We start from the raw sequence: 21,163 nt of genomic DNA on the forward strand, positions 1-21,163 counted from the left end.
GGCGTATCGGGCGGCCGACGGCGCTCGTTCGGGTTCTCGTCACGGTGAACATCTGGTGAACGCGGCAGCTTCGGCTCGCTGGGCACCCGTACGCGGTAGCGTCCAGCGGAATCGCGGTCGGGCATTATCGAGCGGGGCCGTCGCCGCGCACGGTGTCGCGGGCGATCAAGGCCGACTGCCGGTCGAGCATGGGCCCGGGCGGCAGCTGGCTGAGCAGCTGCCACGGCACGAGTTTCGGTTCGGACAGGCCGAGCATGGCGGCGGTGGCCGCGTCGGGGATGCCGAATCGGATCCCGGTGTCGGTCACATAGAACAGGCCGTCGCGTCGGGTGCTGTCCGGTTCGATCCCCGTCACCTGCACGAATTCGCCACTGGCAGGCGGGATGTAGCTGGCGTCGGCGTGGCCGTCGAGACCGCCGCCGACCAGCGTCAGTGCACGCGCGTCCACCGGCAGCGGCAGTTGTTTACCGGCGAGCAGCTGCAACCGCGCGGTCGGGTCGGCCTTGCCGCGTGACCAGGTCGCGCACGCGATCGGCTGGTCGTCGGCCGACACGATGGTGGGGCGTTCCGCGGGGAACTGGTCCACCGGCAACGTGTCGAGCACCGGCACGCCGCTGATCGCGTCCGGCGAGACGAGCGGAATCGCCGCCATGCCCATCGAATTCGCGGTACGCAACACCTCCGCGGTGAACGCGGACACCTTCTGTACACCGTCGGACAGCACCACGTAGAGCGTGGTGTCGTGCGAGTTGTCAACCCGAATCACCGATCCCACAACGAGTTTGTCCATCCTGGCCGGGCCGGGGGCACCCGCGTTCGCGATCCCCGGCACCGTGAGTTCGGGCGCGGCGACGGTGGCGTTCAGCAGTCCGGTCCCCATCGGGCGTGAACGCAGCCCACGCACCCGTAGTGCGGACACGATCGCGGGGTTGTTCATGTCGACGCGAGCATGTTTGCCGTTGTAGATCAGATAGGTCCCGTCACCCAGCGTCGCCAGCAGCGCCTGGTCGTCGGCGACCGCGCGCACCTGCGCACTCACCCGAGGCGTGCCGTCCAGCAGGGTGGTCTTGACGCCGGAGGTCGTGTCATCGCACAACGTCCATTCCGAACGGTCGGCCGCGTCCGGGCCGAGCAGCGCCGCCGGGGCGCCGGGGATACCGAGCAGCGGGCCACGCGACAGCGAGTTGAGCTTGGCATCCTTTATCTGCGTTGGTGCTTCGGCACTACCGGTGACCAGTCGCGCCGAGGCCAGATTGAGCACCGGGTGCAGCGTCGTCTTGTCCATCACCACGTACAGCGCACCGCTGACCGAGCCCATGACGATCTTGGACTCGCCGATCTTGGTGTCCGGCTTCAGGTACGACATGACCATGCAGCCGCCGGTGAACAGCACGGCGAGCACCAGCCCGGTGATCAAGGACCGGAATTGAATGCGCATCGGATCGTGCAACATGCGGACATCGCGGCGCACCAGCGCGTGTTCGAAACGCTGCAGCAGGAATCGATAACCATTGACCTGCGCTCGGGTAGTCAACTGTGCCGGCATTACATCTCCTCCACCATGCCCGCGAACACGCGAATTCGAAGGGCTCGTGAGATGCTACCGCAATGAGTGAAGTGTCCGGCCTGCCGATCAACAGAAATCCGTTATCCCCAGGTATTCCCGCGTTGCGTTCCGGGCCCCGCGGACTTTTCGATCTGCTACCGCTTTCGGTAGTGCTGCCCGCGGCCGCTGCCGGTGCCGCCGCCGGAACTGCCGCGGTCGCGTTGCACGCACAACTCTGGGTGTCACTTGCCATCGGTTTCGGAATTGCACTGCTCGGCACGATCAAAATTGAACAGACAAATATTTGGCAAATTCTGGGAATGCGAATCGCCCTCCGGTGGCGCAATCGGCGCGGCTCTGCTATTCAGCCGGCGGCGGCCGCCTTCGACGTGCCCGTCCCGGAGTCCGGTGGCGTCCACTGCGGAATGCGCTGGGACGGCCGTTACATGATCACCATGCTCGAGGTGGGCCAGGCCACCGTCGCACCGACGCTGCTCGGCCCGGCGCAGATCCGCACCGACGACGCGGTGCCGCTGACCGAGGCGGCCCGCTGCCTGTCCCAGTTCGATATCCGGCTCGCCGCCATCGACGTCGTCACCCAGGGCGTGCGCACCCAGGGCGATCAGGAGGTGGTGCGGATCTACGAGCAGCTGCTCGGGCCGCTGCCCGCCTCGGCGGCCCGCACCGTCCGGCTCGCGCTGCGCTTCGATCCGCTCGACAACACCGAGGCCATCGACAATCGCGGCGGCGGCGACGAGGGCACCATCCGCACAGCGCTGGTCGCGACCCGCCGGGTGGTCAGCCGCCTGGCTACCGACGGGGTCCGGGTGCGCATGCTGACCGCCGCCGAGCTGACCGCCGCGGACGCGGACGCGCTGTACGACACCGCGCCGCAGGACTGGACCGAGCAGTGGCACACGGTGCGCAACGACGCCGTCGAGATGTCGGGCTACACCGTCCGATCCGGGCGGCTGACCTCCGAACTGCTGGCCGGAATCTGGGCGGTACCCGGGCTGTCGACCCTGGTACGACTGCGATTGACACCGGTCGCCCGATCGGCCGGACCCGGCCGCGCCGCCGACGAGGTGGCGGTGACCGCGCTGGTGCGGCACGACACGAACGCGACGATGCCGGGCGATCGACCGGAGATGCCTGCCGAGCTGGGGCTACGGCGGCTGACCGGACGACAGCGGCGAATCCTGTTGGACGGCGGGCACATCGACCCGGCCACCGCGTCCAGCGGTCCGCCCGCGGCACTGGCTCGACTCGCCGTCCCGGCCGCCGGATCCGGCCAGGTGATCGGCGCGACCAGCGACGGATTCGGCGTCGCGGTGCCCTTGTTCGGACCCGCGGTGCGGCGCGTGGAGATCGTCGGGCAGCTGCGCCTGACCCAGCTGATGGTGCTGCGCGCGATCGCGGTGGGCGCCAAGGTGATCGTGCACAGCACCCGGCCGGACGCCTGGTCACACCTGGCGGCCGAAGTCGGCGAGCCGACGGCGTTGTCGGTGTCCTCGCCAGGTGGCGGCGCCCAGCATGCCGCGGCCGCCACGATGATCGTCTACGACGGGGTCGGCTCGGCCGGGCAGGTCGCGGAGGCGACCGTGTTGCATGTCCGAGCGCCGGGCGAGGTGTCCGCGGCCGTGCCGGGGGCCGATGTCGTGCTCGTCGAATCCGCGACCGATCCGCACGAGGTGACCATCCGCACCGCACGTGGCGTGCTCACGGTGCGGGCGGTGACGATTCCGGAGGAGTCGCGCTACCTCGATGCCGCGCCGGACTCGGTGCCACAACCGGCCTGACACCGAAACGCGGGCCCGGCACCCTCGGGGGTACCGGGCCCGCGTCGCGTATAGGCGGGCTACTCGAAGGTGGCGGCGACCTTGCCGTCGGTGGTGAAGGCATGGTCGGAGGCGGCCTGCACGCCGTCGATCGCGTGCTTCAGCACGGTCTCGGTGAGCTGGGTCAGGTCGTCCATCAGCGTCTTGTGCTTGGCGTCGAAGCTGACGTTGCCCTGGCCCTGCCAGTTCGCGTCCAGCACCTTGCGCTGCTCCTCGGCATCGTTGTGCTGGCCCTGCAGTTGCTGCTGGTAGGTGCGCAGATCGGCGACCAGTGCGGACATCGCACCGGCGTTGTACACCATGGGGGAATCGGTCATCAGAATGCCTTTCTTATCGAGTACGAACGGGGGCGCGGTGCATCAGGTGAATTTGGTGCCGAGGCTGGTGAAGCTTTCCGCGTTGTCGTATTCGGTGTTGGCGATGACCTTCTGCCCCTGATCCAGGGCATCCGACACCGCGTTCAGGTCACCGTTCAACTTGATGATCTGCGCGTGCAGATCGTCGGCGAATTTGCAGAAAGCCACGTACGCCTGCCCCTGCCAGCCGGACTTCGCGCCTTGCACGGTGCCGTCGAGATTCCCGGCGATCTTCCGGATCGCGGGAATCACCGCCGCGTAATTGCTCTGCGCTGTTTTGAACGCCTGGGGATCAATACTGGTTGTTGGTGCTCCGGACATAGAAAGCCTCCTGAGTGAATAAGGGGGTTGCAGATGAATAATTCTTGAACAGGCCGGGATCACATGTCGCCGACGGCCGTTCCGATCTATTGATTAGGGCATCCACCTGCCTTCCGGCAGCGACTCGATTTGCGCGGCGATCACGTGCGCCAACCGGCGATCGCTGCCAGGGGCGAAGGTGGTCCAGGCCTGTCCGTCCGCGGCGACACTGCCGCCGCCGATGACGCGCCCGTCCGCCGTGTCGTAGACCGCTGCGGTGGCGGCGGAACGGACGGCGCTGCCGTCCCGGTGGCTGTAGCAGACCAGCTCGGCAACCGAATGACAGTGCCGCAGCACCATTCCGAGGGTGATCGCCGCCGCCTCCGGCATGCCGAGGCCGTAGGCGACCGCCGCGTAATCCGAACCGGCGTCGTCGAACCGCCGGCGCAGTTCGGCGGTCGGGGCACTCAATGTCGCGATGTCGGCGGGCTGGCACCGGCCGAGCGTGGCGAGCAACGGGGCAGCCAGCGCGACGGGATCCTCGTCGCCCCACACCGTGCGCACCTCCAGCTCGTCGCCGGTACGGACCGCGACCGCGTGGTCGAGGCCGCGGCGCGCCAGGCAGAGCCGAATCAGCTTGCCGTCGCGACGGATTCGCATGATCAGCGCGCGATCCGGGCGTGCGAGGGTGCGCAGCGCGGCGGTCAGCTCATCGTCGAGCACGTCGCCGCCGGCGTCGAGCACACCACGATCGAGCAGCTCGGCGACCGTGCCCGCCCTGGCCGCTTCGAGCCGGTCGTGGTCGCGATGGCCCGGGCGCAGCGCGAGCACGGTCGGGAAGGTCTGCACGCCGAGTGCGTCGGCGACGGCCAGGAAGCCGTCGCTGGTCAGTGTCGTCATCCGTGCCTCGCCGTCGAATTCGCCACCGGACGGGAACAAGCGGTACTCATCAGTCCTCCGCAGTGACGGCCGGCACTGGACGGTGGTCGACCGTTCTGCCCAATACCGCTGGCGCAGTGGCGAATCCGGCCTCGACCAGGATCGAGTCACCGAGGTCGTCGGTCTCGGCGGCCACCGCACGGGACACCGGCGGCTTGGCCTGCGTTCGACTGTCCGCGACCGGCGGCAGGATCGGCGGCGCGGCCGCCATGGGCTGGGTGGCGAGCTGCACGGTCGCCGGGGTCGGCACCGATGCCATCGTCACGGCGGGCGACAGCACCGGGGTCAGCAGCATCGGCTCGGACCCGACCGGGACGGTCGGCACCTGAGTGAGGTCCAACGCGGACAGGTCCACCCCCTGCGGCAGCTGCAGCGCGGGCTGCGTCACCGACGACGCGCCGGCCGCCGGACCTTGCGACGGAGTACCAGTGGTGGGCGACTCTTCCTCGGCGAGCAGCGCGGCACCGTCGGAGACCGCGGGTGCCGGATCCGGCTGCCACGGCGTCGCCAGCTGCTCGCTCGCCGCCTCGTACGTGCGCATCACCTGGGCGGCTTGTTCGCGCAGCGCGTCGAGCTGCTGTTCGGCCGAGTCCAGCACCCCGGCCAGCGGTCCGCCGAGCAGGCTGCCCTTGATCAGATCCTCGGCCGTGTGCAGTGCCTGCGACACCTCGGCGACGTGCGGCATGGCGAGCTGCGCGATCTCGTAGGCGGCCGCCTGCTGCGCGCCCGTCGCCGCGTTGCTCCGAGCGGCCGCGGCGCTCGCGTCCAGCCAGGCACCGAGCTGAGCCAGCTGGGCCAGCGCGTCCTGGCTGGAGTGCGAGCCCCAGGCGTTGCCGACGACGGACAGAATGCCGTGGTATTCCATGGCCGCGTCGCTGAGCCGCGCGGACAGCGCGGTGTAGGCGAAGCCCGCCTCGGCCATCGGGACGACGCCCAGCCCCGTGGTCAGCTCGTGCGCGAGCTGCTCGGCCGGGACGGCGTCCCAGACCGTGCCGGTGAATCCGTGCTGTGCCGGTTCGGCCATCGCGTCCATCCTTGTCTCGGTGCGTGCGCGCACCCGTGGTGCGTCAGAGGTGGAACAACTGGGCGTTGCTGCTCTCGGCGCCCTCGGCCAGATCCGCGTGTGAGCGCAGGTTCGCGGCGATCTTGCGCAGTTCGCGCACCCCGCTCAGATACGACTCCCGGAACGATCCGCCGACCTCACCAAAGGTCTGTGCCGTCCGGATCGACACCGGATCCAGGCCGGCCGCGGCCGGGCGCAACGCGGCGTAGGAATCCTGCATGCCGCCCTCGAGGCCGTCGGCCAGGCTGTCGAGCCGACCGGCCGCCAGCCTGGCCAGTTCGTGATCTATCGCGACGTGACTCATGGTGTGCTCCTTAGGGGTTGAGCGGGGTGTCGGGGCCGCTGGTCATGTGGTCGCCGATGACCGGTGTGGTGGTGTCGGCGGGCTCCCCGCCCACCAGTTCGTCGCCGTGGCGGGCGGTGACCAGCGCCGAGTCGGTGCCGTTGGCGGCGCCCGCCCGGTTGGCGCCGAGCAGCGCTCCGGTCGCGGGCAGGATCGGTGGCATCGCCTCTTCGGTCATCGTCACCGCTGCTCCCGGCACCACCGATGCCGTGGTCACCGCGGGCACGGGCGTCGCGAACGCGGTCTGCGACTGCCATTGACCGAGCGGTGCGGACGCGAGACTGGTTGCGCCACCGACGATTCCGACGTCTTGGAGCGCGGCGCCCCGCGATTCGGTGCCGGCGGCCGACCCGGTCGGCGTGCGCGGCACCGACCCGCTCGGGACCGGGCTCGGTTCGTGACCGAGCTGGCGCGCGGTGGACAGCAACGGCTGCACCACCTGCTGTAGCTGCGAAATCAGTTGCGTCAGTTGCGATTCGATGGACTTGTTCGGCGCGGTCGTAGCCGCCGCGGTGCCCGGTTTCGCGGTCTTGACCTGCGTGCCCACCCTCGGCGCCGGCTTCGCCTGAACCCCTTTGGCCGACGAGGTCACAGAATTCAGGCTCGCGCGGCGCAGGTGGTGCGTCGGCACCTTCTGCCCGGTGGCGCTCATGTGCCCGGAGTGCGCGATCAGATGCGCCTTGGTAGTGGCGGTGATCGCGAGCGCCTCGGTGGCGGCCTCCAGCGCGGACGCCAGCAGCGCCACCTGCCCCGCCGGGGTGGCCAGCGTGAGACCGAGCGCAGCGGTGGTGAGCGCGAATCGCGCTGCCACCGCGCCCATCTGGGCGTATCCAACGGCCACGGTCCCAGCGGCCGCACCCATCGACATATGCATCTGTCCGGCCTGCTGGGTCAGCACGCCCGAGGTGAGCTGCGCGGTGGCCGCCGAGGTGGCGGCCGACCGCGGGCCCGCGCCCTCCAGCGATTGCAGCAGCTGGATACCCTGCGAGGCCCACTGCATCGCCGTCTGGACGGCCTGAATCACGTTGGTCAGCAACGTCTGCGGATTGACCGCCCCGGTGCCGCCGATATTGCCGTCGCCGAAACCACTGAACAGATCGGTGATCGGCTTGGCGAGGGCGGCCACGTCGAGCGGCGGCAACACCGGCAGGCCCGGCAACGGCGCGAGCGCGGGCAGTTGCGGAAACGCGGGCAGTCCGAGCCCGGCCAGCACCTGCTCGACCGGCTGGCCGAGCATCGGCCCCACCGGAGTGTTGCGCAGGGCGTCGAGGACCGTGGGATGCAAAGGGTCCGTTGCTGTTTCGGCGGTCGCCATCACTCGGTGACCGACGGGACGACGAAGGTGTCGGCGCTGTGCTGATCGGCCTGCTCGTAGGCCGCGGCCGCGGTGTGCGAGTTCGCGGCGGTGGTGCCGAAGATCTCGGCCAGTTCGGCCACCGAGCCGAGGTGGTTGGCCTGGGCGTAGGCGAAACTAGCGAGGAACTCCTGGCCGATCAGCCCGAACACGGGCACTACAGCCGCCACCCCGGCGGCCTGGTCGGCGGCACCTACCAGTGCGACCGTCGCTGCCATCGCCGCAGAAATGTCGCCGTAGTGTCGGAAGGTCTCCGGCTGCACATGGAGGACGTTCATCGCGGTAGCTCCTAGGGCTGTTATTACGAACTCGATACCTACACGGTTCACGGTGAAATCTATTGAGCCCCTGACGATCGGCAAGTTCTGCGCGGATGCCGCGCCTACTGTTCACCTGGCTGTCGATTGCCCTGATCAGCGGGCGGAGCGGGCTCGATTGTGCTGTCCTGCGCAGTTGTACCGGGGGGCAATTCAGGTGCCCACCGCCGAAACCGGCTGGGCCGCGCGAGCACCGATGCTATTCGTTCACCTGGCCGTTGAAATCTTCGATCAGCGTGGCGCGCAGGCCGAGCGCCCGCTGCGCGGCCGCCCCGGCGGTGGCCACCACGGCGCGCTCGAACTCGGCCGACGAGAGCTGCGAAACAGCCTCGGAGACACGGAGATCCAGCAGTCTCGCGGCTCCGTCGACAGTGATGGTGATCGCCCCGCTGTCGTGCGTGTGGGCGACCCGTACAGCAGCCAGCTCATCGGACAGTTGTTGCATCCGAGTCAGCCGCGCCCTAGCGGCGGCCTCGAGCGCAGCGAAGTCGGTCACCACTGGTCCCCATCCTGTTCTAGCCAGCTGCGTGGCTCGTAACTACGTTCGGCCTCGTCGACCAGTTCCGAGCGTTCCACCGCCGCCGGTGTCGGCAGGCCGAGCAAGTTCATCGTCCGTTCATCGAATCCGAGTTCGGCCAGATAGGTTCGGCGGCTCAGGCCCGCGCGATCGGCCGCCAGCCGGCACAGCCGCAGCACATCGTCGCCGAGATCGTTCGGATCGCGGCGCAACTGAGCCTGGGTGACCCGCACCGACAGCGGAATACCGGAATCGGTTGCGGTCACCACGATCTCGCCGCCGCGCAGCGAGGCCTCGCCGACCGAATAGGCGGCGAACTCCGAGTCTTTCTCGGCCACTTCAGGATCGAGGTCGCCGCTCGGTGATTCGGCCGGATGGTTCGCGGCACCGGCGTCTTCATCGAACCGGCCCGTGCCGTCGTCATCGGCACCTTCGAAAACACCGGTCTCGTGCACGATCCCGAACCGCTCAGACACAGCGCTCATCCTCCAAAGTTTGCGACACCTTCGTGATGTCGGCGGTAATCATCGCCGCCAGCCGCCGGGTATCCACCGCCGTGGCGACCGGAGCGCCGGACTCGGCGATGGCGTAGCGGCCGTCGCCGACCAGATCGCGCCAGGAAATGCGGTGCGCGATAACCCCTCTGGGGCCGAAGATCGAACTGCCCAGGCTGGTTTCGATCAGCCCGTCACGTTCGACCGGATGCTCCAGCCAGGCCGCACTGCGGCGTTCGGCATCCAGATCGCTGTCGTACACGAGAGACCGGCCGTAGTGGTGATCGGTGTCGTCGTCCGGTACGAACACCAGCGGAGTATCCGGCAGCCGCCCCGCGCCGCAGGCCGGAAGGGCGGCCGCCAGCAGCCGCGCCAGCCCTTCCGCCGCCAGCAGGGAGATCGCGAATCCAGAGCTGTGCCAGCGGGTTTCGCCGGGCAGCTGGCGGATCAGGGTGGCCATCGCGCCCTGCTGCGCGCCCAGCATCCGTATCGCGGCGCACGGGTCGTCCGGGTTCCGTGGATCGAAGGCATACACCCCCACCTGGATGTCGGCACGCGCCACCCGGTCGAGCGCACCGTGCAGCACCCCGTCTTCCTTGGCACGCAGGCTGTTACGAGCATCGGCGGCCAATTGCTCCCACTCGGCACCGTCGGCGCCGCGATACAGCGCGAACAACGGCAGCGGTAGCCGATCGGTGAACAGCCGGTGCCACAACACGATCAGCTCGACATCGGTGACATGCCAGGTGCGAATCACCGCTCCAACACCGGCCGGACACCGCGGCCAGGCGTGCCGAGCGCCTCGTCGAGATGTTCGGTGGAGTTCAGCAGCTCCGAACGCTTCTTCTGCTTCTCCTCGTCCCGGCGCGCGCCGGGAGCGCCGCCGATCGGGAAGCCGGGCTCGCGGCCACCGGCCGGCCCGGACCGGCCGAGCGGGACCTCCTTGGGCGCAACGCTCGCGCGCGGAAACAGTTTCGACTCCCTCGCGAGCAATTCCTCCGCGGTGAGCAGACCCTTGCCTGCGACGCTCTTGCCGCCGATACCGCCGAGCGGGCCACGGCCGCCCGGACCAGTCGACGAATTCAACCCCAGCGGCGGCCGCCCCGGCGAGGTGACCGACAGTGCGCCGGGCTTGTTGGTCGTCGATGGCAGCACACCAGTCGGCAGGTGCTCGGTCGGCGCCGGTTTACCGGGGTTGTTACCGCCCGGCTGACTGCCACCGGGGTTACTACCACCCGGATTGCTGCCCCCGGGTTCGTTGCCACCCGGCTCGCTACCGCCCGGCTCCGTGCCGCCCGGATGGCTACCGCCCGGTTTATTGCCACCGGGTTCATTGCCGCCCGGCTCGCTACCACCCGGGTCACCCTCACCCGGATTGTCACCGTCCGGTCCCGGTTCGCCGTTGGTGTCCGGGTCGTGTGCCGGTGGGCCCTGCTCCCCTTCGGGGTCGGGTGCGGGGCTGTCGAGCGGGGGCACCTCGGCCACCTGGTTGGGCTGCGGCAGCGCCACGATGGTGCTGGCGGTGGTCGGGAAATTGGTGGTGTAGTAGGTCTGGAAATTGGCCTGGTAGTGGAACAGCTGAATTTGGAGTCGATACTGTTCGGCCGCATTGGGCGACGACGGCAGGTCAGGGGTCGGCGGTGTGGCGTTCTGCTTGGTCTGCTGCAGCCAGCCCGAGGTGTTCAGCATGTTGTCACCGAGCAGGTTCATGTCGCCGGTCAATTGGAGCGAGGCGCCGACATATTGGGCGGTGGCCTCCGTCGCGGACTGTGCTCCCGCCCCCTGCCAATCGACCCCCGCCGAATAGATATTGGACCGAAGGGTGGTGAACCCGGTGTCCAGGGTCTTGGACAACCAGTACCAGACCCCGGCGGCGTCGGCGACGGCCTGCGGATTGATCGAGTTGCCAATCGTGTACAGCTGTGACCAGCTGAACTGGGATCCTGGCTCGGGAACGACGTCCAAGGGCTCGTACACGGTGGACTGAGAACTGTTCTTGCGCGGACGCTTCGGTATCGCCCCAGGCTTCGGCGATCCGCTCGGCGGGGTGCCCGGCTGATTGCACTGGAAGCTCACCGTGTTGTCGTGCTCGGTCGTTTGATAGTTCTTGGCCGCCGCAACGAATGTATTGCCCATGTCGGTGAGGATGGTGCGGTGCCGGTCCATTCGTTCGGTCAGTTCGGTCGCGATCTTCTCGTTGTACTTGTTGTACAACGCCGAACCCGAAGTGGTACTGGCGATAGGCGGACTCGCCCGCATGAAATTCTGAAAAATCCAGGTGTGCACGCCGACAATCACATTGAGCATTTCCTCGACGTGCTCGGCGCACTTCTCGGCTGTCCCCGGCCGCAGCGCCAGATGCCCATTGGCGGCCTCGCCTGGCAAACCCGCCCACTTCGTGTTGTCCGAGATATCCGGATCAAGTGCCATGTCCACCACTCCAAGGTGCTGATGTATGAATTACTTTGCGCGTCAGCGCAATTGGTCACGAAGCCGTTCGACACCGGTGAGTATCGCCGCCGGGCCGGGGAAGCCGGTGCGGTCGGCGGCGACCGGCGCGAACAGTGCCGTGGCCATCCGCGCCACCGCCAGCACGGCCTGCCGCGACGCCTCGGTGATCGCCTCCGCGATTTCGTCATAGTCGAGATCGCCTATGCCAGTGGAGAATTTGAGATCTATCAGGACGCAGTCGGCGTTCACCGCGACGCTGACGCGGCGCCCTTCGGCGGTGCCGGTCGCGATGAGCTTCGCGCGATGATCCTGCAACCGGACGATCTCGGCGGTCCGGTCCGCGACGGCCGAGATACCGGAAGCCGCAGCCGAATCGGCCGGGTCATCGGCAATGTGCGGCGCCGGTGCCGGACCGTCACGCTCGATATCGAACAGGTCTGTCGCGACCCGTTCACCCGGCGGTGTCAGCAGGGCGGGCGGCGGCGGTGGGATCCCGTCCTGCCGTGGCATCCAGTCCACCAGATCCGACAGCTGCGGCAGCCGCGCCTGCGCCGCGTGCAGGGGCGCCATGATCGCGTCGGAGCGACGCTTGACCCGCGCCGCCGCCTGCTGCGCCGCCGCGACGACAGCCCTGGCGAGCTGCTTGTAGTCCAGATCATCGACATCGTCGGCGAAGCTGACCTCGGCGACGGCACCGGAGGCGTCGACCACCACCAGGACCCGCCCGCGCTCCCCCTCCGCCGACGCCGTCAACGCCTGCAACCGCTGCCGCGCACCGGCCATTCCGGCGATCAGCTGCCCCACATCGTCGAGCACCTGCGCCACCTCGAACTTCAGCCGATCACTGGACCTGGTCACCGCTGCCCTCCATTTCCTCGCTGCCACCACGGCTTACGTCGTTCACCAGGCGTCGTCGTAGACACTTTCCCGCTCGACTCCACGCCGGGATTCGTCCTGGCCGACGAGCAGCAATTCGCCGCATTGCCGATCGATCAGCGCGCGCAGACCCGCGGTATCGGTCGCGACGGCGGCCGGTGTCGGATCCAGGTCGATGACATAGCCGCCGTCACCGACGTGCTCCTCCCAGAAGATCTGCTTGGTGACCTTGCCGCTCGGCCCGAACTTGGAATGGCCCTGCGTCATGACGACGCGGCCGACGGTGCCCTTCGGCGCCGCCTGCCACTGCCTGCAGTGGCTGTCGACCTTGTGGTCGTCGTCGTAGACGGAGCTGCGGCCGTGCCAGTGATCGACGGTCTCCTCCTGGTTGTGCCCGAGCAGCTCGACGCGTGGCAGCGAGCCCGCCGCCATGGGCGGCAGCTTGTCGACTATCAGGCGGGTCAGCGCGGCGGCATCGCACACCGTGATCTCGATGTCGTCGTGACTGTCCACGGTGTGCGTGTTACGCCCATGGATGAGCAGCGCTCTGTCACCGAAACGCTTGCCCGCCAGCACCATCCGCCCCGAGAGATCCGCCGGTGCGCCACGGTTGTACACGTGCACCGCCATCCGCACCTCCGCATCGAGCGACTGCACCAGTGCCGCGGCGAGTTCGGGTTCCCACCTACCTTGCAGTTCACCCCAGACCCGCGCCTTGCGGAACTGGAAGTCGTAGTAGCCGCGAATATCGGAGTAATAGTTCATCGGCCAGTTCTGCTGGCGACCGACGAGCCGCTCGCGCAGCACCAGATACTCCAGGCCGGTCAACCGCCAGGTGTGTGCCATTACCGCTGTCCTTCCACTTCGACACCGGCGGGCCTGTTCGCCTCGTCACCGGCGACAGGCTGCCCATCGGTGGTCGTGACCGTGAAGTCGGTGAGAACCGCAGGCTCCGGCGCGATGGCCCGGCCGGGCCCGGTGGGCAGCGGGTCCACCGCGAAGACGCCGGGGAGCAGCGAACGAGACTCGACGTGCGGGCCGGTGGGACCGGGTGGGAGGAACCGATCCCGCACGTCTTCCAGCCCGGACGCGATGCGGTCGGCGGCTTCTTTCGTGGCCTGCTGCACGGTCATCGCACCGTCCTGGACGGCCTTCGCCAATGCCTGCAGACCCGGCCCGAGCTGGGCGGCGAGCTGGGCACCCAGCTGTTGCAACATCGGGATGCCCGACGAGATGAGCTGCAGCACTTCGGAAAAGAGACTGAGTAGCTCCGCGCCGGACATGCCGGTGCCACCGCTGGCGCCGGTGCCGAAAGGGCCGGTCTGGCCGGGGCCGGTGGCTCCCGAGGGGCCGGTGCCCGGTGCCCCGGAGTGGCCGGAGCCGCCGTGCTGACCGCTGGCGCCGGAATGTCCACTGCCGCTGTTGGATCCGCCGCCGCTGCTACCACCGCTGCCACTGCCGGATCCGCTACCACTGCCACCACCGCTGCCGCTCCCACCACCGCTGCCGCCGCCTTTGCTGCTTCCACCGCCGCTGCCGCCGGTTGCGCCGCCGCCGGAGCCGCCGTTGTCGTTGCCGCCCCCTCCGGTTCCGCCGCCGCCCGTGCCGCCTCCGCCTGTGCCGCCTCCGGTTCCGCCGCCGCCGGAGCCGCCGTTGGCGCCGGCCAGGGTGTTGACGTCGGGGAACAGGGGGATCATTTTGGCGAGGATGGTCATGTCGTCTTTATAGGTTTTGCCGCCGGACCCGTCCCAAAAGGCTCGGGGGCCCGCCAGATCCTTGACGCTGCCGTTGAGTTTCCACTGCCATTGATTGTTGGTGGTGTTGAATTCGACGCTGCTGGATTGGTTGTCGTTCTTGCCGCTGCCCGCGTACCAGTAGCTGCCGCCGCCCGAGTGCGGAATGTTCGCCCAGACGTAGTAGTGGAGTTGGCGGGTGTGCGCGATGACATCGGCCATATCGACCATGGCGGTATGCAGGGTCGCGCACGCGGTGATGTAGGTAGTGATGAAACCCGATGCGGTATCGGCGCCCTCACCCTGCCAGTTCGAGAATTTGGGTCGGACGGCACTGACGAATTTTGTGTAGCAACCACTCCACTGGTCGGCCAGCCATTGCCAGTCAGTGGACAGGGTCTGCGCCGGAGTGCCGATGGCCTCGACGATGGCGGCGATGTTGGCGAAGTCGGGTTCGATGAGGCTCGCGCTGTTCTCGATCGCCCCGCCGATCAGACCTGGCGCGCTGGGATCGCCGGAAACCCCGGAACCGGCTCCGGTGGGAAACGAGGGGCCGGTCGCCCAGTTGCCGTAATTGACCGGTGCCGTGAACGCGGGCGGCGTGATCGCTATCGAGGTCGCCGTAGTAGGCGGGGTAAACATTTTCGCGCTGGTCAGCTCATTTTGCGCGTAGGCCTTGGCCGCGGCCGTGAACGTATAACCCATATCCGTGACGACCGCCTGATGATTCTGCAGCATGGGCACGATCGCGTTCGCCTTTTCGCCGAACGTGCTGAACAGCAGTTGCATGCTCCACCAGTTCGTCGACCTGGAGTGCGCGCCGTCCGAGGTTTTGAATTCTCTGGTGAACAGGGCCGGGTCCATCGTCTGGAAACTGCCGATGGCCTTGACCAGATTCATGATCGTCTGGATCATGTCCGCACAGGATTTGCTGATCGCGGTCAGCTCGGCGCTATTCACATTCAGGAGCTTGAGCCGACCGCCGTCGGCACTTTTCTTCAGGCCTGACCAGTCAGTCTTGTCATTTCCCGTCGCTCCCGACGTCATCGCACTCCTAGCCATCTACCCCAAATTGCGTCGCGCCATGTTTCTAGCACCCGGGGTCGTAACTCGACATTCGAGCAGATCCACCGACCGATCCGTACACCGACTGTTCACCGAGCCGGACGAACGAACGAGGACGGTCCAGCGGCATGCTCGGCCGAGTTCCTCCGCCGGTGCCGGCGATCGCAACCAGGGCAGATACACGCGAACGGCCGCGGGAAAGCCGCTGCGGGAGCGACGGTTCGGGTATCGCGGCGCCGCGGGGTCACGGTTAACGACGGATGTCCACTTGGTGCTTCGGATATTCCGAGGTCGAAAGCCACAACACACCATGGTTAAGTACCTTGGCAGCGGCGGGTGATGGCTAGGAGTGCGATGGCGTCGGGAGCGACGGGTAATGACAAGACCGGCTGGTCGGGCTTGCGTAACAGTGCCGCCGGTGGTCGACTCAAGCTCCTGAACGTGAATAGTGCCGCGCTGAGCGCGATCAGTAAATCCTGTGCCGACATGATCCAGACGATCATGGGTTTGGCCGATGCCGTCGGCACCTTTCCAACGATAGATCCGAACCTGTTCACCGCCACATACACCTCCGGTAATCAGGAGCGGTCGACGACCTGGTTGAGTATGCAACTGCTGTGCGACGCATTCGCGGGCAAGGCGAAAAACGAAATCGTGCCGATGCTGCAGAACCACCGAGCCGTCGTCACCGATATGGGTTACACGTTCACCGCCGCGGCCAAGGCCTACGCGCAGAACGAATTGACCAGTGCGCAAACCTTCACCCCACCCCTTACCGGGACCTCGATGACGGTCGCGCCGCCCCCGTTCACGGCACCGATCAATTACGGGAACTGGGCGACCGGCCCTTCCTTTCCCACCGGAGCCGGTTCCGGAGTTTCCGCCGATCCCGCGGCTAAAGGCCTGATCGGCGGGGCGATCGAAAACAGCGCCGGCCTCATCGAACCCGACTTCGCCAACATCGCCGCCATGGTGGTCACCAGCGCCGCTCCGATCCAGACCCTGTCCAGCGATTGGCAATGGCTGGCCGACCAATGGAGCCGTTGCTACACGAAATTCGTCAGCGCCGTCCAACCGAGCTTCGCCAACTGGCAGGGCGAAGGCGCCGACACCGCGTCCGGGTTCCTCACCACCTACATCACCGCCTGCTCGACCCTGCATACCGCCATGCTCGACATGGCCAACGTCATCGCCCACACCCGCCAACTCCACTACTACATCTGGGCCAACATCCCGCACGGTGAAGGCACCTTCTTCTACGGCGGAACCAACAACAAATCCAGCAGCGTCGGATACAACACCAGCACCGGCCAATGGGAATGGAAATTCGGCGGCACCGTCACCGACCTGACCGGCCCCCGCGCTTTCTGGGACGGAACCGGCGGCAAAACGTATAAGGACGACATCAACATCCTCACCGGCATGATCCCCCTCTTCCCCGACGTCAACACCCTCGCGGGCGGCACCGGCAGTGGAACCGGACCCGGCGGCGGAACCGGCGGAGGAGGCACCGGTGGCGGCGGGACAGGGGGCGGCGGGACAGGCGGCGGCAACAACAACGGCGGAACTGGTAACGGCGGCACCGGCACTGGCAGCGGCGGATCCAGCAGCGGCGGAGGCAAACCCAGCGGCAGCAGCAGCGGAAGCAGCAAACCCAGCGGCGGCGCCGGCAAATCCAGCGGCGGTAGCGCCGACCCGCTCGGCGGCATGCCGACCGGAAGTCCTCGATCTGCCACTCCCCCAGGCTCATCCGCCTTCAATCCGGCCGCCCTCGGTGCCAACCCGCTGAGCGCCGCCTCCGGCCCCCTGTCGAAGCTGTCGAACATGCTGCAGCAGTTAGCATCCGGCGTACCGTCCGGCGCGTCCGGCGCCTGGCTGCCGTCTGGCCCGTTGGACATGTTCGGCTCGGGCCCTTCCGGCCCTTACGGATTCACCATGCCCGCGAGTTCGGGCGGCGGCAGCTCGTCGCCCGGCGGGGCGCTCGGACCGAACCCGATGAGGAATCCCGCCGAGGACAAGCTGTTTCCCCGGGCCAGTAAAGGCGGCACCGGGGCGGTCACGACGGAAACCGTTGTCCCCCGGGCCGGTATCGCGGACGCGGCGGCGATGCCGATGGGCGGCATGCCGATGGGCGGTATGCCCATGGGCGGCATGGGCGGAGCGCAGGCCGGTCAGCAGAAGGAACGCAAACGCGCGTCCTATCTCGACGGCAAGGAACACCTCGAGGAGGCCGTCGGCGAGGATCCCCTGTCCGTGCGCCCCATTATCGACCGCTGAGGACCCGCCACCGAACGATCCTCTCCCCTGCCCCTGCGACTCGAACGCGAGCCTCTCCCATGCGTTTCCACATCGTCAACCTGCCCAACACCCAGACCACCAAGTACTACCAGCCGTGCGCCTACACCCAGAAGAACCGGCGCTTCGCCACCATGATGACGAGACTCGGCCACGAGGTGTTCCTGTACGGCGGCGAGGAGAACGACGCGGAGTGCACCGAATTCGTCACCATCGTGACCAAGGACGAGCAAGCCGAATGGTTCGGCGGCAACGATCCGTACGCCGAGCCGCTCAACCTCTCCTGGGACCAGCACGCGCCGCATTGGCTGACCTCCAACGAGCGCGCCATCACCGAGATCGCCAAGCGCAAGCAGGACCGGGATTTCATCGGCGTGCTCGGCGGCTGCTGCCAGAAGCCGATCGCGGACACCTTCCCCGAGCTCATGACCGTCGAGTTCGGTATCGGCTACAGCGGAGTCTTCGCCAACTACCGGGTCTTCGAGAGCTACGCCTGGATGCACTCCGTCTACGGCTCGCAAAGCACCGTACCCGGTGTGATGAGCGCGCGCGGCCGGTTCTACGACGCGGTGATCCCGAATTACTATGAGGTGGAAGACTTTCCGTTCTCCGCCGAGAAGGACGACTACTTCCTTTATGTCGGTAGGCTGGTCGAGGCGAAGGGCATTCAGATCGCCATCGACACCTGCCGACGGTTGGGTGTGAAACTCGTCGTCGCCGGTGCCGGGACGGTGCCGCGGCCGGAGGACGCCGAATACGTCGGCGTGGTGGACCATGTCCGGCGCGGTGAGCTGATGAGCCGTGCCCGTGGCGTTTTCGTGCCCTCGCTGTATCTGGAACCCTTCGGCGGCGTGCACGCCGAGGCGATGCTCTGCGGTACCCCGGTCATCACCACCGACTGGGGCGTGTTCACCGAAACGGTGCAGCAGGGCGTGCACGGTTTCCGCTGCCGCGATCTGCGCGAATTCTGCGACGCCGTCGACGCCGTCGACAAACTCGACTACCAGGGCATCCGCGACTACGCGATCGCGAAGTTCTCGACCGACGTCATCGGCCCACAGTACGAGGCCTACTTCGAACGCCTGGAGAGCCTGTGGGGCGAAGGCTGGTACGCCGCGTAGTGGCAGAGTCGAACCGCCGGAACCTGGTGATCCTGCGCGCGGGCGACGCCTCGCTGCACGAGCGCTGGCTGGCCGGACCGGAACCACGCAGCTGGGACCTGGTGGTCAGCTATTTCGGCGACGACCCGGACCGGTACCGCACCGGTGACGTCACCAGGCTGGACCGGAAAGGCCCGAAATGGCCTGCGCTGCACCGGGTGCTGACCGTGGACCTGGCCGACATGATCGACCACTACGACTACGTCTGGCTGCCCGACGACGACCTGGACACCGACACCGCCGGTATCAACGACCTGTTCACGCATTGCGCGCGCTACGGCGTCGCGCTGGCGCAGCCCGCCCTCACCGAGGACAGCTACTTCAGCCACGAGATCACCCTGGTCAACCGCAGATACACCGTGCGGTACACGAATTTCATCGAGATCATGGCGCCCTGTTTCACCCGCGAGTTCCTGGCTCGCTGCCTGCCGACCTTCGACGCCACCCAAACCGGCTGGGGCCTGGACTATCACTGGCCGCTGCTGGCCGGGGACACCCGCGCGCTCGCCATCATCGACGCGGTCACCGTCCGGCACACCAGGCCGGTGGGTGGCCCGAACCTTACCGCAGCGCACGCGACCGGGGTGAATCCCTTTCAGGAATACCGCGACTATCTGGTGCGACACCAGATCTACGACCTGTCGAAGCGAGTCCATCATGGGGTGCCCGCGACTGACCGGCCGCCGACCGCTCAACCGACCGCGATCTGTGTCACCCTCGACCGGCAGTGTCCGGAACTGGCGGCGTGGTTGCACTACCACTCGGTGCGCGCGGAGCTGATCATCGTCTACACCGACGATCCGGCCGTCCGGGCGACGGTCAACGAACTCACCGCAGGGCTGCCAGTTATGTTGTGCGACAACACCACAGCCGACAGCGACGACGCCGCGGCTCAGGAGACCGCCAATATCAGCGCCGCCGTAGCGACGGCGCGAGCCACCGGGATGGCATGGCTGCTTCCGTTGAGCGTCAACGAACTGTTCTACACCGACGGCCGCCGCGACTGGCAGCTGCGCGGCGCCGGGCAGGTGCGGTTCATCGGCCACGAGGCCGTGCCGGTGCGGGCTCCGGTGACCGATCCGTTCCAGGCGTGCACAGTCTTCCGGATCTGCGGCCGGTCTCCCTTCCTGGACGCCCCGGCCGTGCGCAGCGCGGTCCGGCTCGGCCCGGACGTCACGCCGGTGGACCGGCACACGTTCGACGGATTCGCCGGTGCCAGCACAACTCTCGTCGCGCCGATGATCCTGCACTATCCGTATCCCAGTTTCGAGAGCTGGGTGGCGCGCGCTGCGGACATAGCAGCCAACGGCGGTATGCGAGCCAGGCAGTTCGCGCACCACTCCCGCGAGCTGTTGCAGGTGGCCGTCGCCCACGGCCGCCTGGAGGGCGCACGTTACTGCTTCCAGGCCGGAATTCCCTCGGACGGCATGATCGACCGGATGGTGCGAGCGGGCGAGCTGCTGCGCGCAGACCCGATGTCCGGTCACGACGCACGGTTCGGACGTGCGGCGACGCCCGCGTTGTGGTCAGAGCCAGTCGCGGCGTTTGAACAGGACGTACAGGGTGGCGGAGATGACGATGATGATGAGGGTGGATGCCCAGAAACCCCAGGCATTCGCGAAGCCGGGATAGGGGACGTTCTGGCCGTAGAAGCCGGTGATCGCGGTGGGGACGGCGATGATCGCGGCCCAGCTGGTGACCTTCTTCATGATGGAGTTGAGGCGATTGCCCTGCAGGGTCAGCTGGGTTTCGCGGATGGTGGTGACCAGGTCGCGGAGGGATTCGGTCCATTCGGCGGCGCGCAGGATGTGGTCGTAGACATCCTGGTAGTAGGGCATCATCGTGTCGTCGACAATGTGCAGGTCGGGGCGCATCAGGGCGTTCGCGAGTTCCCGCATCGGTAGCACCACCCGGCGCAGCACGACCAGGCTCTTGCGCAAACGCAGTGAACGCCTTTGCAATTCGCGATAGTCACCGTGGTCGTCGAAGACGAGATCCTCGAGCGCTTCGATCTGCTCGTCCAACGACTGCACCGCGTCGAAGTGGCTGTCGACGACGTAGTCGAGCAACCCGTGCACCAAGAACCCCACCCCGCTCTCGGCGAGCTCGGACGCGGCGTCCCACCGCCGCACCACCTCATCGATATCGAAATTCTCGCTTTTGCGCACCGTGACCAGTGCCCGCTCGGTGATGAACGCGGCGACCTCCGATTTCTCCAGTACCGCGCTGGCAGCGTCGAGCCGCACCGTGTACGCCGTCAGAAAGGCATGGGTGTTATAGCGATCGAGCTTGGGCCGCTGGTGCTCATTCACCGCGTCCTCCACGGCAAGCCGATGCAAACTCAGCTCTTCAGCGATCTTCGCCAGGTCGTCCGCATCCGGGGAGCACATGTCCAGCCAGACCGTTGCGGTCGTATCGATCAGATAGTCCGAGATCTCCGTTAGCGGAAAGTTCTCCGCTTCGAGCACACCGTTGCGGTAGAGCCGAGTACGCGCCATACCGGCAAACGCTAGTCG

Annotated in this window: 19 protein-coding genes and 1 pseudogene; 4 read left to right on the top strand and 16 right to left on the bottom strand. The window is 67.3% G+C overall.

Going from position 1 to position 21,163, the window contains the following annotated elements:
* Positions 1 to 124: 124 nt before the first annotated feature.
* Complete coding sequence (gene eccB / locus ACIBK2_RS16555; RefSeq protein WP_396968020.1) at positions 125 to 1,546, bottom strand: type VII secretion protein EccB; 1,422 nt, start codon at positions 1,544 to 1,546, stop codon at positions 125 to 127.
* Between the two features lie 62 nt (positions 1,547 to 1,608).
* On the opposite strand from eccB, the gene eccE reads away from it, so the two are divergent.
* Positions 1,609 to 3,345, top strand: a complete 1,737-nt coding sequence (eccE, locus tag ACIBK2_RS16560; RefSeq protein ID WP_396968022.1) for a type VII secretion protein EccE — start codon at positions 1,609 to 1,611, stop codon at positions 3,343 to 3,345.
* Between the two features lie 59 nt (positions 3,346 to 3,404).
* Here the strand turns inward: eccE and ACIBK2_RS16565 are convergent, their stop codons facing one another.
* From ACIBK2_RS16565 to ACIBK2_RS16630, 14 genes are all read right to left on the bottom strand, one after another.
* Positions 3,405 to 3,701 (bottom strand): WXG100 family type VII secretion target, encoded by a 297-nt coding sequence (locus ACIBK2_RS16565; protein WP_357391615.1) that lies wholly within the window; start codon positions 3,699 to 3,701, stop codon positions 3,405 to 3,407.
* Between the two features lie 42 nt (positions 3,702 to 3,743).
* Positions 3,744 to 4,061, bottom strand: coding sequence for a WXG100 family type VII secretion target (locus ACIBK2_RS16570; RefSeq protein ID WP_357391614.1), 318 nt, complete (start codon positions 4,059 to 4,061; stop codon positions 3,744 to 3,746).
* 93 nt (positions 4,062 to 4,154) lie between these two features.
* On the bottom strand, positions 4,155 to 4,979 hold the full coding sequence (locus tag ACIBK2_RS16575) for an ESX secretion-associated protein EspG (protein ID WP_396968026.1): 825 nt from the start codon (positions 4,977 to 4,979) through the stop codon (positions 4,155 to 4,157).
* Between the two features lie 10 nt (positions 4,980 to 4,989).
* On the bottom strand, positions 4,990 to 6,003 hold the full coding sequence (locus ACIBK2_RS16580; RefSeq protein WP_396968028.1) for a PPE domain-containing protein: 1,014 nt from the start codon (positions 6,001 to 6,003) through the stop codon (positions 4,990 to 4,992).
* A gap of 43 nt (positions 6,004 to 6,046) precedes the next feature.
* On the bottom strand, positions 6,047 to 6,346 hold the full coding sequence (locus tag ACIBK2_RS16585; protein WP_396968030.1) for a PE family protein: 300 nt from the start codon (positions 6,344 to 6,346) through the stop codon (positions 6,047 to 6,049).
* Positions 6,347 to 6,356: 10 nt separating this feature from the next.
* On the bottom strand, positions 6,357 to 7,700 hold the full coding sequence (locus ACIBK2_RS16590; RefSeq protein ID WP_396968032.1) for a hypothetical protein: 1,344 nt from the start codon (positions 7,698 to 7,700) through the stop codon (positions 6,357 to 6,359).
* Positions 7,700 to 8,017, bottom strand: coding sequence for a type VII secretion target (locus ACIBK2_RS16595; protein WP_396968034.1), 318 nt, complete (start codon positions 8,015 to 8,017; stop codon positions 7,700 to 7,702). The genes ACIBK2_RS16590 and ACIBK2_RS16595 overlap by 1 nt, the downstream gene beginning before the upstream one ends.
* 238 nt (positions 8,018 to 8,255) lie before the next feature.
* On the bottom strand, positions 8,256 to 8,552 hold the full coding sequence (locus tag ACIBK2_RS16600; protein WP_396968036.1) for a YbaB/EbfC family nucleoid-associated protein: 297 nt from the start codon (positions 8,550 to 8,552) through the stop codon (positions 8,256 to 8,258).
* The gene (locus tag ACIBK2_RS16605; protein WP_396968038.1) at positions 8,549 to 9,058 is read right to left on the bottom strand and encodes a hypothetical protein; all 510 of its coding nucleotides are present in this window, start codon (positions 9,056 to 9,058) and stop codon (positions 8,549 to 8,551) included. The genes ACIBK2_RS16600 and ACIBK2_RS16605 overlap by 4 nt, the downstream gene beginning before the upstream one ends.
* Positions 9,042 to 9,824: an ESX secretion-associated protein EspG gene (locus ACIBK2_RS16610; RefSeq protein WP_396968040.1), complete on the bottom strand. Its 783-nt coding sequence runs from the start codon at positions 9,822 to 9,824 to the stop codon at positions 9,042 to 9,044. The genes ACIBK2_RS16605 and ACIBK2_RS16610 overlap by 17 nt, the downstream gene beginning before the upstream one ends.
* A complete protein-coding gene (locus tag ACIBK2_RS16615; protein ID WP_396968042.1) occupies positions 9,821 to 11,497 on the bottom strand; it encodes a hypothetical protein in 1,677 nt (558 codons plus the stop codon). Before ACIBK2_RS16615 ends, ACIBK2_RS16610 begins: the two co-directional genes overlap by 4 nt.
* Before the next feature lie 42 nt (positions 11,498 to 11,539).
* Positions 11,540 to 12,376, bottom strand: a complete 837-nt coding sequence (locus tag ACIBK2_RS16620; RefSeq protein WP_396968044.1) for a YbaB/EbfC family nucleoid-associated protein — start codon at positions 12,374 to 12,376, stop codon at positions 11,540 to 11,542.
* 42 nt (positions 12,377 to 12,418) lie between these two features.
* Positions 12,419 to 13,240, bottom strand: a complete 822-nt coding sequence (locus ACIBK2_RS16625) for a hypothetical protein (protein ID WP_396968046.1) — start codon at positions 13,238 to 13,240, stop codon at positions 12,419 to 12,421.
* A complete protein-coding gene (locus ACIBK2_RS16630; RefSeq protein WP_396968048.1) occupies positions 13,240 to 15,087 on the bottom strand; it encodes a hypothetical protein in 1,848 nt (615 codons plus the stop codon). Before ACIBK2_RS16630 ends, ACIBK2_RS16625 begins: the two co-directional genes overlap by 1 nt.
* A gap of 459 nt (positions 15,088 to 15,546) precedes the next feature.
* On the opposite strand from ACIBK2_RS16630, the gene ACIBK2_RS16635 reads away from it, so the two are divergent.
* The 3 genes and pseudogenes from ACIBK2_RS16635 to ACIBK2_RS16645 form a co-directional block, all read left to right on the top strand.
* Positions 15,547 to 17,469, top strand: a complete 1,923-nt coding sequence (locus ACIBK2_RS16635; protein WP_396968050.1) for a hypothetical protein — start codon at positions 15,547 to 15,549, stop codon at positions 17,467 to 17,469.
* 59 nt (positions 17,470 to 17,528) lie between these two features.
* Positions 17,529 to 18,608: a glycosyltransferase gene (locus ACIBK2_RS16640; protein ID WP_396968052.1), complete on the top strand. Its 1,080-nt coding sequence runs from the start codon at positions 17,529 to 17,531 to the stop codon at positions 18,606 to 18,608.
* 221 nt (positions 18,609 to 18,829) lie between these two features.
* A pseudogene (locus ACIBK2_RS16645) lies at positions 18,830 to 19,177 on the top strand (DUF707 domain-containing protein); the annotation flags it as partial.
* 996 nt (positions 19,178 to 20,173) lie between these two features.
* Here the strand turns inward: ACIBK2_RS16645 and ACIBK2_RS16650 are convergent.
* Complete coding sequence (locus ACIBK2_RS16650; protein WP_396968053.1) at positions 20,174 to 21,145, bottom strand: magnesium transporter CorA family protein; 972 nt, start codon at positions 21,143 to 21,145, stop codon at positions 20,174 to 20,176.
* Positions 21,146 to 21,163: the final 18 nt, after the last annotated feature.

The organism is Nocardia sp. NPDC050175 (assembly GCF_044459885.1).
GTDB lineage: Bacteria > Actinomycetota > Actinomycetes > Mycobacteriales > Mycobacteriaceae > Nocardia.

Excerpts from the sequence above, each read along its gene's own strand:
- eccB (WP_396968020.1), bottom strand. The coding sequence starts at position 1,546 with ATGCCGGCACAGTTGACTACCCGAGCGCAGGTCAATGGTTATCGATTC.
- ACIBK2_RS16640 (WP_396968052.1), top strand. The coding sequence starts at position 17,529 with ATGCGTTTCCACATCGTCAACCTGCCCAACACCCAGACCACCAAGTAC.
- ACIBK2_RS16615 (WP_396968042.1), bottom strand. The coding sequence starts at position 11,497 with ATGGCACTTGATCCGGATATCTCGGACAACACGAAGTGGGCGGGTTTG.
- ACIBK2_RS16565 (WP_357391615.1), bottom strand. The coding sequence starts at position 3,701 with ATGACCGATTCCCCCATGGTGTACAACGCCGGTGCGATGTCCGCACTG.
- ACIBK2_RS16595 (WP_396968034.1), bottom strand. The coding sequence starts at position 8,017 with ATGAACGTCCTCCATGTGCAGCCGGAGACCTTCCGACACTACGGCGAC.
- eccE (WP_396968022.1), top strand. The coding sequence starts at position 1,609 with ATGAGTGAAGTGTCCGGCCTGCCGATCAACAGAAATCCGTTATCCCCA.
- ACIBK2_RS16635 (WP_396968050.1), top strand. The coding sequence starts at position 15,547 with ATGGCGTCGGGAGCGACGGGTAATGACAAGACCGGCTGGTCGGGCTTG.
- ACIBK2_RS16570 (WP_357391614.1), bottom strand. The coding sequence starts at position 4,061 with ATGTCCGGAGCACCAACAACCAGTATTGATCCCCAGGCGTTCAAAACA.
- ACIBK2_RS16585 (WP_396968030.1), bottom strand. The coding sequence starts at position 6,346 with ATGAGTCACGTCGCGATAGATCACGAACTGGCCAGGCTGGCGGCCGGT.
- ACIBK2_RS16580 (WP_396968028.1), bottom strand. The coding sequence starts at position 6,003 with ATGGCCGAACCGGCACAGCACGGATTCACCGGCACGGTCTGGGACGCC.
- ACIBK2_RS16650 (WP_396968053.1), bottom strand. The coding sequence starts at position 21,145 with ATGGCGCGTACTCGGCTCTACCGCAACGGTGTGCTCGAAGCGGAGAAC.
- ACIBK2_RS16605 (WP_396968038.1), bottom strand. The coding sequence starts at position 9,058 with ATGAGCGCTGTGTCTGAGCGGTTCGGGATCGTGCACGAGACCGGTGTT.
- ACIBK2_RS16590 (WP_396968032.1), bottom strand. The coding sequence starts at position 7,700 with ATGGCGACCGCCGAAACAGCAACGGACCCTTTGCATCCCACGGTCCTC.
- ACIBK2_RS16625 (WP_396968046.1), bottom strand. The coding sequence starts at position 13,240 with ATGGCACACACCTGGCGGTTGACCGGCCTGGAGTATCTGGTGCTGCGC.